Source organism: Pseudomonas sp. MPC6 (genome assembly GCF_006094435.1).
Classification (GTDB): domain Bacteria; phylum Pseudomonadota; class Gammaproteobacteria; order Pseudomonadales; family Pseudomonadaceae; genus Aquipseudomonas.
Genome location: NZ_CP034783.1, coordinates 1143853 through 1158791 on the forward strand (window position 1 = coordinate 1143853; position 14939 = coordinate 1158791).

Below are 14939 nucleotides of genomic sequence, written 5' to 3' on the forward strand. Positions count from 1 at the left end.
ACCCCGCCTCAGTCTGTGGTCGCCAGCACCGGTACCGGCGTTGGCTTGGGCCTATGGAATAGCCGCTCGAGCCACAAGTATATGACCGGAGTGGTGAACAGCGTCAGCGCCTGGCTTACCAGCAAGCCGCCGACGACCGCGATCCCCAGGGGCTGGCGCAGTTCGGCGCCGGTGCCGTAACCGAGCATCAGCGGCAGTGCGCCGAGCAGGGCGGCGAGGGTGGTCATGATGATCGGCCGGAACCGGGTAAGACAGGCCTGGTAAATCGCCTCTTCCGGTGGCAAGCCGCCTTTGCGCTGGGCTTCGAGGGCGAAGTCGATCATCAGGATGCCGTTTTTCTTGACGATCCCGATCAACAGCACCAGCCCGATCAGCGCCATGATCGAAAAGTCCTGGCCCCAGATCCACAGCATGATCACCGCGCCGAGCCCCGCCGACGGCAGGGTCGAGATGATCGTCAGCGGGTGCACGAAGCTCTCGTAGAGCACGCCGAGAATGATGTACACCGCCACCAGCGCCGCCAGAATCAGCCAGGGCTGGCTGGCCAGCGAACTCTGGAACGCCTGGGCCGCGCCCTGGAAGTTGCCGCTGATGGCCGTCGGCATGCCGATGTCGGCCTTGGCCTGATTGAGCATGATCACCGCATCGCCCAGGGCCACGCCGGGTGCCAGGTTGAACGACAGGTTGGCGGCCGGAAACATGCCGTCGTGGGCGATGGACAGCGGACCGATGGTCGGCGCATCGAATTTCGCCAGCGCCGAGAGCGGCACCATTTCCCCACTGAGCGGCGAGCGCAAGTAGAAGTAGTTGAGGCTTTCGGCTTTGCCGCGTTGCTGGGTGTCCAGCTCCAGGATCACGTTGTACTGGTTGGTCTGGGTCTGGAACTCATTGATTTGCCGCTGACCGAAGGCGTCATACAGCGCTTCGTCGACATCACTGGCCGTCAGGCCGAATCGTGCCGCCGCGCTGCGGTCGATGTTGATGTGGGTAATGCTGCCGCCCAGCTGCAAGTCGTTGGAAATGTCGCGAAAGGCCGGGTTGCCGCGCAGTTTTTCCGTCAGACGCTGGGTCCAGGTGCTGAGGGTCGCGCCGTCGTTGCTCTTGAGCACGTATTGGTACTGGGCGCGACTCGGGCCGGAACTGAGGTTGATGTCCTGGCCGGCGCGCAGGTACAGCACGATGCCCGGGACTTTCATCAGTTGCGGGCGAATCCGGTCGATGAACTCGCTGGCGGAGACGTCGCGATCGCCGCGTTTTTTCAGGGAGATCCAGAAGCGTCCGTTGGCAATCGTCTGGTTACTGCCCGAGACGCCGACCGAGTGGGAAAACGCCTCCACGGCCGGGTCGGCAGCGACGATTTCGGCCATTGCCAGGTGTTTTTTCACCATGTCGCCGTAGGAAATATCAGCGGCGGCCTCGGTGGTGCCGAGGACAAAGCCAGTGTCCTGCACCGGGAAGAAACCCTTGGGAATAAAGATGTAACCGGTGACGGCCAGCACGAGGGACAAGCCGAACACGCCGATCATCAATTTCTGATGGGCGAGGGCGCGACGCAGGCCTTTCTCATACCACGCCAGCAAGCGCTCGCCGAAACCCGGTTTGTCGTGGGGGTGATGCACCGGCGCACGCATGAACAATGCGGCGAGGGTCGGCGCCAGGGTCAGGGACACCACCACCGAGATCATGATGGTCGAGGTCGCGGTCAGGGCAAATTCCTTGAACAATCGCCCGACCACGCCGCCCATGAACAGCAACGGAATGAACGCCGCCACCAGCGAGACACTGATCGAGACCACGGTAAACCCGATCTCGCCGGCGCCCTTGATCGCCGCCTCGCGCATGCCGTCGCCCGCCTCCAGGTGCCGGTGGATGTTCTCCACGACCACGATCGCATCGTCGACCACAAACCCCACGGCCACCACAATCGCCACCAGCGTCAGGTTGTTCAGGCTGAACCCCATGATGTACATCAGGGCGAAACTGGCGATCAACGACACACCGAGCACGGCGGTCACGATCAAGGTCGCCGAGAGTTGGCGCAGGAACATCGCCATCACTGCCACCACCAGCATGATCGCAATCAGCAAGGTGATTTCCACTTCGTGCAACGAGGCGCGGATGGTCTGGGTCCGGTCGACCAGCACCCCGACCTGGACCGAGGCGGGCAGCATGGCCTCCAGCGTCGGCAAGGCTGCCTGAATCCGGTCCACGGTCTCGACGATGTTGGCGCCTGGTTGCCGGAAGATCACCAGGTTGACCCCCGGTTGATCGCCAGACCACGCCTGGACGTAGGCGTTTTCCGCGCCGTTGACCACTTTCGCCACATCTCTGAGATGAACCGGTGCTCCGTCTTTGTAGGAAACGATGAGTTGGCTGTATTCCTCAGGGTGGAACAACTGGTCGTTGGTGGACAGGGTCGAAATGCTCGACTCACCGTACAACGCACCTTTGGCCAGGTTGAGGCTGGTCTGTTGCAGCGCCAGGCGAATGTCCGCCAGGGTCAGGCCGATGGCCGCGAGTTTATCCGCCGACGCCTGGACGCGGATGGCCGGACGTTGCTGACCGGTGATGTTGATCTGGCCAACACCATCGATCTGGCTGATCTGACGGGACAGCAGGGTTTCGACCAGGTCGCTGAGTTCCGTGCCGGGCATTTGGGACGAGTTGACGCTGAGGATCAGCACCGGGCTGTCCGCCGGGTTGACCTTGCGCCAGGTGGGCAGGGTCGGCATGTCCTTGGGCAGTTTGCCAGCGGCGGTGTTGATCGCTGCCTGGACTTCCTGGGCCGCGGTGTCGATGCTTTTGTCGAGGGTGAACTGCAGGGTCAGGTTGGTCGAGCCCAGGGCGCTGCTCGAGGTCATCTGGGTCACGCCGGGAATGGCACTGAATTGCACTTCAAGCGGTGTGGCGACCGATGACGCCATGGTTTCCGGGCTGGCGCCGGGCAGTTGCGCGGCCACCTGGATGGTCGGGAATTCAGCTTCCGGCAGCGGCGCGATCGGCAGTCGCGGGAAGGCGATGGCACCGAGCAATACCAGGGCGAAGGTCAGCAGGATCGTCGCCACCGGGTGATCGATGCACCACGCCGAAACCGAGCCGTGCCCTTTCATGGTTGCACCTGCGACTGGACCACTTGTGGTGGCTCGGTCAGGACCTGGACGGTGGAGCCTTGCTTGAGGCGCGACTGGCCATCGCTGACGAGCACGTCGCCCGGCTTGACGCCTTTGATGATGTCCTGGCCGCTGCCTTGGTAAACCATTTGCACCTGGACGGTTTCGACCTTGTCACCGTTGACCCGGTAGACGAAATGTTGATCGAGGCCGCGTTGTACGACAGTGGGTGGCACTACCAGCGCGTCTTTATCCAGCGCTGTCTGAATCTTTACCGTCACCAACAGGCCCGGCCAGAGTTTTTGCCCGGCGTTGTTGAATTCGGCCTTGGCGCGGATCGTTCCGGTGTTGGCGTTGATCTGGTTGTCGATCAGGGTCAGATGGCCTTCGCCCAGCAGGTTGCCGGTTTCGCCATCGGTGTCGGCGCCGATGTAGGCCTTGACCCGGGCACGCTGTGGGTCGTTGATCAGGCCTTGCAGGGTCGGCAGCATTTGCTGCGGCAGGGAAAACTCCACGGCGATGGGGTCGATCTGGGTCACGGTGAACAAGCCTTGGGTATCGCTCATGCGCAGGAAGTTGCCTTCGTCCACTGTACGAATCCCGACGCGACCGCTGACGGGGGAGCGAATCTGTGTGTAGGAAAGCTGCACTTGGGCGGCGTCGATCGAGGCCTGATTGCCCTGGGCGGTGGCCTTGAGTTGATTGACCAGGGCTTGTTGCTGGTCGTAGGTCTGCTTGGACACGCCGTCGTCGACACTCAGCAGTTTGTAGCGCTTGAGGTTGACCAGCGCGACCTGCAACTGCGCCTGGCTTTCGCCCAGTTGCGCCCGGGCCAGGTCGAGGCTGGCGCGGATCGAACGGTCGTCGATGGTCGCCAGCAGGTCGCCTTTGTTCACCAGTTGGCCTTCCTTGACCAGGATTTTGGTGAGAATGCCGTCGATCTGCGGGCGCACGACGACGCTGTGCAGGGACAACACCGAGCCAATCCCGCTGACGTAGCGAGGCACATCTTTTTCAGCGACGGCGACCACCCGCACGGGGATGGCGGTGGGGGCGGCCAGTTTTGCCGTAGCGGGCTTGGTCAGGTACCAGGTGCCCAGCGCTGCCAGGGCAATCAGCAGACCGGCGATCAAGGCGGGTTTTTTCTGAATTCGCATGCGAGTGGGGCGCCGGGCTGGGTGGTCGGAGTGTTGTCAGGTTTATACCTTCCTTTATAAACCTGTTCGCCCGTCAGGAAGGTGACGGCTAACTGACGGCGCTGTCAGTTTGGGTGCTGTGGTGCCTGTTCTGGCCTCTTCGCTGGCGAGCCAGCTCCTACACGGGATTTGCGTACACCACGATCCCTGTAGGCGCTGGCTTGCCAGCGAAGGCGTCAGCCCCGTCACCCCAAAACCCGACAGACTTTCCTGCGGCGTGAAGCTTGCCGCTCCCGAGACAGGTATACTGCCGCCTTTCGTGGCTCGCTGACCGGGCCCGACTCTTTTGCATCACCCGGAGCTTTCATGACTTCCCCGACACAACCGCCGGTTGCCGACGCCTTGAGCGACGACCAGGCAGACCTGCCAGACAGCGTCGACTCCAGCGCAGACAGCGAAACCAAAGCCGCGATTCCGGCATTCAAGTTCCCGTTCAAACCGGGCGATCTGGCTGCAGCGAAGAATGCCAGTCAGCCCTGGTACAAGAATGGCGCGAAGAATGGCCATACCAAGACGCCGGGCGCTGCGCCTCCCGGCACGCGTCGTTCGATGGGCAAGCGTTAAGTTTTTTGATTCCTGCGGCGCCTGATCTGCCGTCTTCGCGAGCAAGCCCACAGTTCTGACCGCATCCCATCCTTGGAACGCGGTCAAAATGTGGGAGCGGGCTTGCTCGCGAAGGGGCCATCACAGGCGGCACACCCCTTGAATCAAGCCGCCCGCAACGAAATAAACGCATAGTTCAACGGCGCATCAGTCGCCACTTGCGCCCCAGCCTCCAGCACTTGCCCGGCGATGTCGTCGCCCGACAGATGGAACAGCCATTCGCTGCCCCAGTCATCCAGCGTCTGTCCAGCCACCTGGTCGATCACTGAAGCAAACGCAGCCATATCCGGCAGGTAAGCGGTGAATCCATCGCCCTTCAGTGCTGTCGTGCGAATGCCCAACAGCGCGCAAATGGCATCCTTGGTCCGGATATCGTCACGGTCCGCCTGACGGGAGCGCTGAATCAGGTCCACCAACCCCTGATCGACCAATTGGTTACCCACTATCAGATCCGGCCCTTTTTCCCATGACTCGGGCGGACATTCCTTCACCGCCGTGTTCAGGGGTATGTGCGGATTGATTTCCATCGGATAGATGCGGCACACCAGCGGCCGGCGATCATAGATGCGGCAGCGGTTATCGTCGTCAAGATTCCGGCAGGGACCGGCGTTGTAGGCGGCAAAGGTGATCGCCACGCAGGCCTCGGATACGCCACTGCGAACCCTCACCGAACGGCGTTCGGCGTGTTCGCGTTGCTCCACCGGCAAGCCCAGGCCATTGCCCAGGAAACCTTCCACCAGCACGATGACTTGACCGCCGTCGGCCACCCACATCCGGGTCTCGGCCAGGGTCAGGGGGACGTGGTGGTCGTTGCAGCATTTGCCACACCCTACGCAGGAAAACGTCGTATTCATTGAGCAGTCGGTCGCATTTGAGGGTAGGAAATGGCGACAGAAAGCCACCGTTGAGGCGGAGGTCAAAGCAAGTAATGCGCCAGTCACTGCGCCTTGGCGGTTGGGCGGATGGAGTCCCACTCGGTCACGTAGGCGGTTTTGCTTTTTTTGTTGAACAGGCACAGCTCGGTGCCTTGCTGGCCTTTCATGTGTTTTTGCGGGTATTGGCCTTGCAGCAGCAGTGCGGTGTAGCCGACCCGGTCATCGAACTGAGCGGCGTTGCCGACGGGTTTGGCATTCTTCAGGCCGCTGGCCTTGGTGCAGCCGGCGAGCACGGCTTTGTCGTAGGCGGCCCAGGCGTCGGGGCTGGAGGCCTGGGCGTGGGTGGCGAGGGCGGTAAGGCAGAGGAAAGTCAGGGTTGCAGCTTTCATGGGTGAGGCATCCTTGGGCATTTGGTTGGCCGAATGCCTGAAGTATGCCTGATGGTTTTGTGTTGAATGTGTCGGCCCCTTCGCGGGCAAGCCACGCTCCCACAGGTTTTGTGTCGTATTTATCCTTCGCGAACGACATACATCCTGTGGGAGCGTGGCTTGCCCGCGATGGCGGTGTGTCAGACCGGAACCGTTTCCCGGCGAACCACATACATCCCGGCACTTTCATACAGCCGCAGCGCCCGAAGATTGCCCTCCAATACCTTCAAATCCACATAACCTTCGCGCCGCTGCTGAAACACCTTGAAAGCATGCAGCAGCAAAGCACGCCCCAATCCCCGGCCCTGAGCTCGCGGATGCACCACCAGGCTCTTGATAAAGGCGCTGGTCCAGCATTGGCACACGCCCACGATGCCCTCGGCATCCAGGGCGATGAAGCACAAGGTCGGATCGTATTCGGGGTCGGTCTCGAAGCGCTGTTGCCAGACTTCCAGCGCCGGCACCCGACCGCCACCTTCCTGGTAGCCCAGTTGCATCAAGTGATGCACGGCGCTCGCTCGCTCGGGGCGATAGTCGCTCAGGACCACCCCTTGAGGCCAGGGGATAGCGGGTAGCGCCTCGGCAAGGTTACGCCTCAGCAGAAAGCAATAATCCTCGGCCAAAACTCAATGACCTTGTTCGGCGACGGCCTTGGCCGCTGCGATCAGGCATTTGGTCAGTTCTGGCGAGGAGAACTTGGTCAGTACCGCATTGGCCCCGGCCAGCCGGGCTTTCTCGCTGTTCATCGCACTGTCGAGCGAGGTGTGCAGCAGTACATACAGGTGCGAAAAGTCCGGCGTTTCGCGCAGGGTGCGGGTGAAGGCATAGCCGTCCATCTCCGACATTTCGATGTCGGAGACGATCAGGTTGATCTGCTGGGCGGTGCCTTGCAGGTCCAGCAGGCAGTCGATGGCTTCCTTGGCACTGCGGGCGGTGTGGACCTGCAGTCCGAGATTGCGCAGGGTGTGCACCGATTGCTGCAGGGCGACCTGGCTGTCATCGACCACCAGGATCCGCGCATTGCCGAGGATTTCGGCATCTTCCATGCTGAGTTCGGTCGGGGCCGTTTCGATCTGCGCCGGGGCGATGCCGTGGATGACTTTTTCGATGTCCAGCACCTGCACCAGGGCACCGTCGACCGAGGTCACGCCGGTGATGTACGAGCGCCCGCCGCCGGAGCCGAAGGGTGGCGGACGGATGTCGGTGGACAGGCAGTGGACGATCTTGCTCACCGCCTGAACGTGCAGGCCCTGCTTGGAGCGGCTGACGTCGGTGACGATCAGGCAGCCACCGTTGGGGTCTTCCAGGGGGCGCTCGCCGATGGCGCGGCTGAGGTCGATCACCGACAACGCAGTCCCGCGCAGGGTGGCGATGCCTTTGACGTGGGGATGCGATTCCGGCAACCGGGTCAGCGGCGGGCAGGGGATGATTTCACTGACTTTCAGCAGGTTGATCGCCATCAGCTTGCCGCTGCGCAAGGTAAACAGCAACAGCGAAAGTGAGTCTGCGCGGGCTTTGTTGGAAGACATAAATACCTTCTGTGGAAAAAGGTGGTGGGCGATCGCGGGATCGCCAACAGCTATCGTTGCCGGGTTATCGACTTGTCCGGGGCAGGCTTTAGCAATTTGGGTGAACCTTAGGGCCCCAGCGAGCGAGCTTGCTCGCGATGGGGCCATTACTTCATGCCCAATCGTTTGGCCATCCTTCCAAGGTTCGCCCGGTCCAGGCCCAGCTCACGCGCCGCACTCGCCCAGTTGTCATGGTGGCGTTCCAGGCATGCGCTGATCAATTGGCGCTGATAATTTTCGGTGGCCTCGCGTAAATCCCCCGATACCCCTGCCACGGGAACGGCAGTCGGTTGCTCGGAGGCGACTTCAACGCTGGCATTGGGCAAATCCAGGTCCGCCGCACTCAAACTGAGGATCTTCGGCCGTTCCTTGCAGCTACCCAATGCCTTCAGCGCACTGCGGCCGATCAAGTGTTCCAGCTCCCGCACGTTCCCTGGCCACGCATACGCCAGCAGTGCAGCCTGGGCGTCGTTGCTCAGGCGCAGGCTGTTGAGCCCCATGCGCGAGCGGTTCTGTTCCAGAAAAAAGCCGCTGAGCAGCAACACATCGCGCCCGCGATCGCGCAATGCCGGCACCAGCAAGGGGTAGACACTCAGCCGATGGTAGAAGTCGGCGCGGTAGCGCCCGCTGCGCACTTCCTCGGCCAGGTCGCGGTTGGTCGCGGCAATCAATCGCACGTCGACCTGATGCTCCTTGTCCGAGCCCAGGCGCTGCAACTGACCGCTTTGCAACACGCGCAGCAATTTGGCCTGCACGGTCAGGGACAGCTCGCCGACTTCATCGAGAAACAGCGTGCCGCCATTGGCCAATTCGAACTTGCCGCGCCGATCGTTCATCGCCCCGGTAAAAGCCCCGCGGACGTGACCAAACAGTTCGCTCTCCACCAACGTCTCCGGCAGTGCGGCGCAGTTGAGGCTGATGATCGGCTTGTCCGCCCGAGGCGAGGCGGCGTGGATGGCTTGGGCCACCAGCTCCTTGCCGACCCCGGTTTCGCCGGTGATCAGCACGGTCAGGTCGCTGCCGCCCACCAGATTGATCTCTTCCACCAACCGTTTGTGGGCCTTGCTCTGGCCGATCATCTCGCGGTTCTGCTGACCGCTGGCCTGGCGATAGACTTCGGCACGCTGATGTTCGTCTTCGACACGATTGGCCAGGCGCTCGATGCGCTCGGCGGCGTTGACCGTGGCGGCGGCAAGGCTGGCGAAGGCTTGCAGGGCATCCAGTTCGATGGGTTCGAAGCGCTCGGGGTCGAGGGCGTCGAGGGTCAGCAAGCCCCAGGGACGCTCGTCGATGAACAGCGGGCAGCCGATGCAATCGTGGACTTCCAGATGCTCCTCGAGGCCATCGACCAGCCCGTCGTAGGGGTCGGGCAAGTTGCTGTCGGCTGCAAACCGGGTCGGCCCCGGGCTGCTGAGCAACGCTTCGAATCGTGGGTGCTCGCTGATCTTGAAACGTCGACCGAGGGTGTCGGTGCTCAACCCGTCGACGGCCAACGGCACCAGCCACTCGCCATCGATGCGCAGCAGGGCGGCGGCGTCGCACGGCAGCAGGGCACGCATGGCTTCGAGCAGGCGCCGATAGCGCTCGCCTTCGGGCAATTCGCGGGACAAATCGGAAACCAGTGGCAGCAGGGCGGTCAGCAGGGATTTTGCAGTCATTGTGACTCCGTGTAGTCGTTATGACTATAAGCCTGACTAGGTCGTTATGACTATCTTATTTTTAACTTATTGATTTATAACGATTTAATTGTTGGCATGAAAGCTGATAAGTCTAGGGTATCCCATTAGATATCCGTCGTTCAGGAGTCACTTAATGCTTAGCGTTCAAGACCGTGCAATCGTCAAATCTACCGTGCCGTTGCTGGAAAGCGGTGGCGAAGCCTTGATCACTCACTTCTACCGCATGATGCTCTCCGAATACCCGGAAGTACGCCCGCTGTTCAACCAGGCCCACCAGGCCAGCGGCGATCAGCCCCGCGCCCTGGCGAACGGGGTCCTGATGTACGCGCGGCACATCGACCAGCTCGACCAACTGGGCGACCTGGTGGCCAAGATCATCAACAAGCACGTGGCCCTGCAGATTCTGCCGGAACACTACCCGATCGTCGGCAGCTGCCTGTTGCGCGCCATTTCCGAAGTGCTGGGTGACGAGATCGCCACGCCGCAAGTGATGGCGGCCTGGGGCGCTGCCTACGGTCAGTTGGCCGACATACTGATCGGTGCCGAAACCAGCATCTACGATCAGAAAGAACAGGCGCCGGGTGGCTGGCGCGGGGCGCGGGAATTCATCGTGGTGGCCAAGGTTGAAGAGAGCGCGGAAATCACTTCGTTCTATTTCGAACCGGCTGACAAAGGCGCGATTCTGGCGGCAGAGCCAGGCCAGTACATCGGTATGAAGCTGATCCTCGATGGCGAAGAGATTCGCCGTAACTATTCGCTGTCGGCCCTGGCCAACAAAGGCCAATACCGCATCAGCGTCAAGCGCGAAGAGGGCGGTCGCGCTTCCAACCACCTGCACGATCAACTGCACGTCGGCTCCAGCATCCAGCTGTTCCCGCCATCGGGCGAGTTCACCCTGACGGTCAGTGACAAGCCGCTGGTATTGATCAGCGGCGGCGTCGGCATCACCCCGACCCTGCCGATGCTCGAAGCCGCGCTGGCGTCCGAGCGCCCGGTGCACTTCATCCACTGTGCCCGCAACGGTAGCGTCCACGCCTTCCGCGACTGGATCGACGGCTTGGCCGAGCGTCATCCGCAGCTCAAGCGCTTCTATTGCTATGACGAAGACGATGGGGTCAGTCCGGCGGCGGACAAGGTCGGGCTGTTGAGCCAGGAGCAACTGGGCGAGTGGTTGCCGCAGCAGCGCGACCTGGATGCTTACTTCCTCGGGCCCAAGGGTTTCATGACGGCGGTCAAGCGCCACCTCAAAGCGCTGGGTGTGCCGGAGAAGCAAAGTCGTTACGAGTTCTTCGGGCCGGCTTCGGCATTGGAATAAGTCCGCAAATTAATTGTAGGAGCGAGCTTGCTCGCGATAAACCCGAGAACGCCTCGGGGTGTCAGGCAAGCAGCGTTATCGTTGGCGACCATCGCGAGCAAGCTCGCTCCTACAGGGGCTTGGCTTGCTGGCGATGGCGATCTTGAAGGCGCCTTCGCCAGCAAGCCGGCTCCTACAGGTTCGGATTTGCGTCAAATCCCGTGGCCGGCGCGATCCCCTGTAGGAGCTGGCTTGCCAGCGAAGGCGGCCTTGAGCCTTGCCGCGCCAATGAAGACGCCTTGGCCAGCAAGCCGGCTCCTACAGGTTCGGATTCGCGTCAAATCCCCTGGCGGCGCGGTCCCCTGTAGGAGCTGGCTTGCCAGCGAAGGCGGCCTTGAGCCTTGCCGCGCCAATGAAGACGCCTTCGCCAGCAAGCCGGCTCCTACAGGTTCGGATTCGCATCAAATCCCGTGGCCGGCGCGGTCCCCTGTAGGAGCTGGCTTGCCAGCGAAGGCGGCCTTGAGCCTTGCAGCGCCAATGAAGGCGCCTTCGCCAGCAAGCCGGCTCCTACAGGTTCGGATTTGCGTCAAATCCCGTGGTCGGCGCGATCCCCTGTAGGAGCTGGCTTGCCAGCGAAGGCGGCCTTGAGCCTTGCAGCGCCAATGAAGGCGCCTTGGCCAGCAAGCCGGCTCCTACAGGTTCGGATTTGCGTCAAATCCCGTGGCCGGCGCGATCCCCTGTAGGAGCTGGCTTGCCAGCGAAGGCGGCCTTGAGCCTTGCCGCGCCAATGAAGACGCCTTCGCCAGCAAGCCGGCTCCTACAGGTTCGGATTCGCATCAAATCCCGTGGCCGGCGCGGTCCCCTGTAGGAGCTGGCTTGCCAGCGAAGGCGGCCTTGAGCCTTGCAGCGCCAATGAAGGCGCCTTGGCCAGCAAGCCGGCTCCTACAGGTTCGGATTTGCGTCAAATCCCGTGGCCGGCGCGATCCCCTGTAGGAGCTGGCTTGCCAGCGAAGGCGGCCTTGAGCCTTGCCGCGCCAATGAAGACGCCTTGGCCAGCAAGCCGGCTCCTACGGATTCGGGTCGCATCGAATCGCACGACCTGCGTGGAACCTGCCTATTCGTATCAGCCCTTCAATTCCTTCAAATGCTTGTACACCGTCGCCCGCCCCATATTCAGCACGTTCGCCACATAGTTGGAGGCGCTTTTGCCTTTGAAGGCGCCTTCGGCGTGCAGGGCCAGGACCAGTTCGCGTTTGTGGTCGCGGGTCAGCAGGTTCAGGCTCAGCTGGCGCTCGCGTAGCCAGGCGTGGAGGAAGGTATTGATCCGCTCCTGCCAGTCATCGCGAAACAGTGAGTCCGGCTGCGGAATCAACTTGCTCGGCGACAGGAATAGATCCAGCGCCGCCTTGGCATTCTCGAACAGCGAAATATTCAGATTGATGCACAGCACGGCCAGCGGGTGACCTTCGCTGTCGCGCAGCACACTGCTGAGGCTGCGAATTTTCTGGCCATCCCAATTGAGCTTTTCGTACGGCCCGATGTTGCGTTCGCTGATGTCGTCGCTGAGCATGTCCTCCAGTGCCGAATCGTCACCGATTTCCCGTTTCGACAGGTTGTTGGCGATGTAGTCGACCTTTTGCGTGCGCAGATCGTGCAGCACCACTTCAGCATGAGGGAAGAACAGCGTGGCGATGGCATCGGCAATTGCGCGGAAGTTGTCCAGCGGCGAACTTGCCGGCGCAGAGGCATCCATTGCCGGATCTTGTTCGTGGGCGTTCATAGTGGAGCTCCAGGCAGCATCGGCACCCTGTGAAACAGGGTGCCGGAAGTTTGCCGCAATCGTGGGCAGACGTCACCTGAGGACGCCACTCAGCCCAGGCGGGCGGGGGAGAGCATGGCGGCGTTCAGGCCGAATTGCGTGAGTGGCTCGGGCAAGGCTTCACCGCGAACCAGCGCGGCGCTCGCCTGACCCATGGCGGGCGAAGTCTGGATGCCGTAACCGCCCTGTGCCGCGACCCAGAACAGCCCGGGCACGTGCGGATCGAAACCGGACAGCAAGTCACCGTCAGGGACGAAACTGCGCAGGCCGGCCCAGGTGCGGGTCGGACGGCGGATGGTCAGGGTGGTGGCTTCTTCGATCTGGTAGATGCCCATGGCGATGTCCAGTTCTTCAGGCTGCACGTCGTGGGGTTCTACCGGGTCGGCGTTGGCCGGCGAGCCGAGGAACATGCCGGCGTCGGGTTTCATGTAGAACGATTCGTCGAGACTGACCAGCATTGGCCAGTGGTGGATGTCCACGCCTTCGGGGCCAGCGAAAATGAAGGCGGCGCGGCGCTTCGGTTGCAGGCCCAGTGGTTTGGCGCCTGCCAGTTCACCGATCTTGTCGGCCCAGGCGCCTGCGGCGTTGATGATGATCGGGGCGCTGAACGTCTGGCCGTTGGTTTGCACCTGCCACACGCCTTCGGCATCACGGGTCAGACTCAGGACTTCGCTGTCGGTATGCACTTCACCCTGGTTGCGGCGGATACCGCGCAGGTAACCCTGGTGCAAGGCATCGGTGTCGATATCGCTGGCGGTCGGGTCGTAGATCGCGCCGTGGACTTTTTCCCGGCGCAGGATCGGCAGGCGCGCGCAGGCTTCGTCGGCGCTGAGCAGTTGCATCTCGGGCACTGTGGCTTTGGCGCTCAGGTATTGATTGTTCAATTCGGCCGGATCGCCGGTGAAATCCACGGTCATCTCACCGCGCGGGGTCAGCAGCGGGTGCTCGCAGAACCCGGCGGGTGGGGCGTCGAAGAAATCACGGCTGGCCTGGGTCAACGCCCGCACTTGAGGCGTGCCATAGGCGGCGGTGAACAAGGCAGCCGAACGTCCGGTGGAGTGGTAAGCCGGATGGGACTCGCGTTCGAGCACAATCACCCGGGCGTGCCGGGACAGCCAGAAGCCGGTGGAAGCGCCGGCAATCCCGCCGCCGATGATGATGAAGTCTGCCTGGCTCATGAACGTCTCCTGTGGGGGCGCAAATGCCGAAAATTGTCGAGATCCCCTAGTGGGAGCGGGCTTGCTCGCGAATGCGATTTGTCAGTCGACATTAGCGGTGGATGTCAGACCGCATTCGCGAGCAAGCCCGCTCCCACAGGTTTTGTGGTGTTAGGGCTGCAGGTGATAGATGGCGTTAGCCAGCGCGATGTCTTCCAGGCCCAGGCCGATCGAGCGGAAGAACACGTGACGGTCGTAGTCCGGACGCTGGACTTTTTCACTGAGCAGATCCGGCAGATCGCCGATGATCGAGCCCTTGTCCCAGCCATGCCGTTCCCCGGCAATCAGCATCTCGCCGGCCGAACCCGGCGTGGTCAGGCGATAGTCGCAGAACACCTGCATGGCATTGAGGCTTTGCGGCGGCACTTCGTGGGCACGCGGGGCGTTGGTGCTGATGGAGGTGATCAGCGCCGGTTTGCTCAAGCTTGAAGGGTCGATCACCGGGCCTGCGGACGAGGTGCAGAGCATGATCACGTCGGCGTCTTGAACGGCCGCCTCGCGACTGTCGACGATGGTCAGGCGTGGGTCGAGGGCTCGCAGCGATGCCAGTGCCTGGGCATTCTTGCCGCTCAGGCTCGGCGAGTAGAGGCTGATGCTCTGCCAGTCGCGCAGACCCTTGACGTAGTGCAGATGCGCCTGGGCCACCTTGCCACTGCCGATAATCGCCAGGCGCTGCGCCTTCAGCGGCGCGAGGGCATCGACCGCCACCGCCGTCGTCGCCGCAGTGCGGGCGGTGGTCAGTTCGCCGGCATCGCACAGCAGCAGCGGCTGACCGGTCTGCATCGACATCAACAGCGTCCAGGCCGTCACCAGTGGACCTTGCTCGCGCACGATGTAAGGCGAGGTCTTGACCCCGTAAACGCCGTCTTCAGCCAGCACACCCAAATAGTTGATGAAGTCGCCAGCGCCCTGGGGAAACTCCACCAGTTGCTGCGCCGGTTGCACCGCTTGCCCGGCAGCCAGGTCGCGGAACAGTTTGCGCAGGATCTGTGGCACGTCGACCTGTGCCAGCAGCTCGCGGGCCTGGTGTTGGGTGATCACGTAAGGCGTACTGGACATGGTCGGCTCCGAAGGCGGATAAACTAATTTGTCCATTATGGACTTTTAGTTTCTCCGGGCAATATGCAAGCGAAAAAAAAGCGCAGTCCGT

At 62.1% G+C, this 14939-nt stretch carries 12 protein-coding genes; 2 read left to right on the forward strand and 10 right to left on the reverse strand.

Annotated elements, in window-relative coordinates; genetic code table 11:
- Positions 1 to 8: 8 nt before the first annotated feature.
- Positions 9 to 3110 (reverse strand): multidrug efflux RND transporter permease subunit, encoded by a 3102-nt coding sequence (locus ELQ88_RS07305; RefSeq protein ID WP_138964355.1) that lies wholly within the window; start codon positions 3108 to 3110, stop codon positions 9 to 11.
- Complete coding sequence (locus ELQ88_RS07310) at positions 3107 to 4267, reverse strand: efflux RND transporter periplasmic adaptor subunit (RefSeq protein ID WP_128873762.1); 1161 nt, start codon at positions 4265 to 4267, stop codon at positions 3107 to 3109. The genes ELQ88_RS07305 and ELQ88_RS07310 overlap by 4 nt, the downstream gene beginning before the upstream one ends.
- A 345-nt stretch (positions 4268 to 4612) precedes the next feature.
- Here ELQ88_RS07310 and ELQ88_RS07315 point away from each other — a divergent pair, with 345 nt between their 5' ends.
- A complete protein-coding gene (locus ELQ88_RS07315; RefSeq protein WP_007943495.1) occupies positions 4613 to 4870 on the forward strand; it encodes a hypothetical protein in 258 nt (85 codons plus the stop codon).
- Positions 4871 to 5013: 143 nt separating this feature from the next.
- On the opposite strand, the gene ELQ88_RS07320 is transcribed toward ELQ88_RS07315, so the two are convergent.
- The 5 genes from ELQ88_RS07320 to norR all read right to left on the reverse strand — a co-directional run bounded on the left by ELQ88_RS07320 (position 5014) and on the right by norR (position 9438).
- On the reverse strand, positions 5014 to 5763 hold the full coding sequence (locus tag ELQ88_RS07320; protein WP_138964357.1) for a YkgJ family cysteine cluster protein: 750 nt from the start codon (positions 5761 to 5763) through the stop codon (positions 5014 to 5016).
- A gap of 83 nt (positions 5764 to 5846) precedes the next feature.
- Positions 5847 to 6173, reverse strand: a complete 327-nt coding sequence (locus ELQ88_RS07325) for a hypothetical protein (RefSeq protein ID WP_138964359.1) — start codon at positions 6171 to 6173, stop codon at positions 5847 to 5849.
- Positions 6174 to 6352: 179 nt separating this feature from the next.
- Positions 6353 to 6835, reverse strand: a complete 483-nt coding sequence (locus ELQ88_RS07330; RefSeq protein ID WP_228761590.1) for a GNAT family N-acetyltransferase — start codon at positions 6833 to 6835, stop codon at positions 6353 to 6355.
- A 3-nt stretch (positions 6836 to 6838) separates the two neighbouring features.
- On the reverse strand, positions 6839 to 7741 hold the full coding sequence (locus ELQ88_RS07335; RefSeq protein ID WP_128873765.1) for a chemotaxis protein: 903 nt from the start codon (positions 7739 to 7741) through the stop codon (positions 6839 to 6841).
- A 146-nt stretch (positions 7742 to 7887) separates the two neighbouring features.
- Complete coding sequence (gene norR, locus ELQ88_RS07340) at positions 7888 to 9438, reverse strand: nitric oxide reductase transcriptional regulator NorR (RefSeq protein ID WP_138964361.1); 1551 nt, start codon at positions 9436 to 9438, stop codon at positions 7888 to 7890.
- A gap of 154 nt (positions 9439 to 9592) precedes the next feature.
- Here norR and hmpA point away from each other — a divergent pair, with 154 nt between their 5' ends.
- On the forward strand, positions 9593 to 10774 hold the full coding sequence (gene hmpA, locus ELQ88_RS07345) for an NO-inducible flavohemoprotein (protein WP_138964364.1): 1182 nt from the start codon (positions 9593 to 9595) through the stop codon (positions 10772 to 10774).
- A gap of 1102 nt (positions 10775 to 11876) precedes the next feature.
- Here hmpA and ELQ88_RS07360 read toward each other — a convergent pair.
- The 3 genes from ELQ88_RS07360 to ELQ88_RS07370 all read right to left on the reverse strand — a co-directional run bounded on the left by ELQ88_RS07360 (position 11877) and on the right by ELQ88_RS07370 (position 14848).
- Entirely contained in the window at positions 11877 to 12533 is a 657-nt protein-coding gene (locus ELQ88_RS07360; RefSeq protein ID WP_128873768.1) for a PAS domain-containing protein, read from the reverse strand.
- 89 nt (positions 12534 to 12622) lie between these two features.
- Positions 12623 to 13750: an FAD-binding oxidoreductase gene (locus ELQ88_RS07365; RefSeq protein ID WP_138964368.1), complete on the reverse strand. Its 1128-nt coding sequence runs from the start codon at positions 13748 to 13750 to the stop codon at positions 12623 to 12625.
- A gap of 150 nt (positions 13751 to 13900) precedes the next feature.
- Entirely contained in the window at positions 13901 to 14848 is a 948-nt protein-coding gene (locus ELQ88_RS07370; RefSeq protein WP_178084676.1) for an ornithine cyclodeaminase family protein, read from the reverse strand.
- Positions 14849 to 14939: the final 91 nt, after the last annotated feature.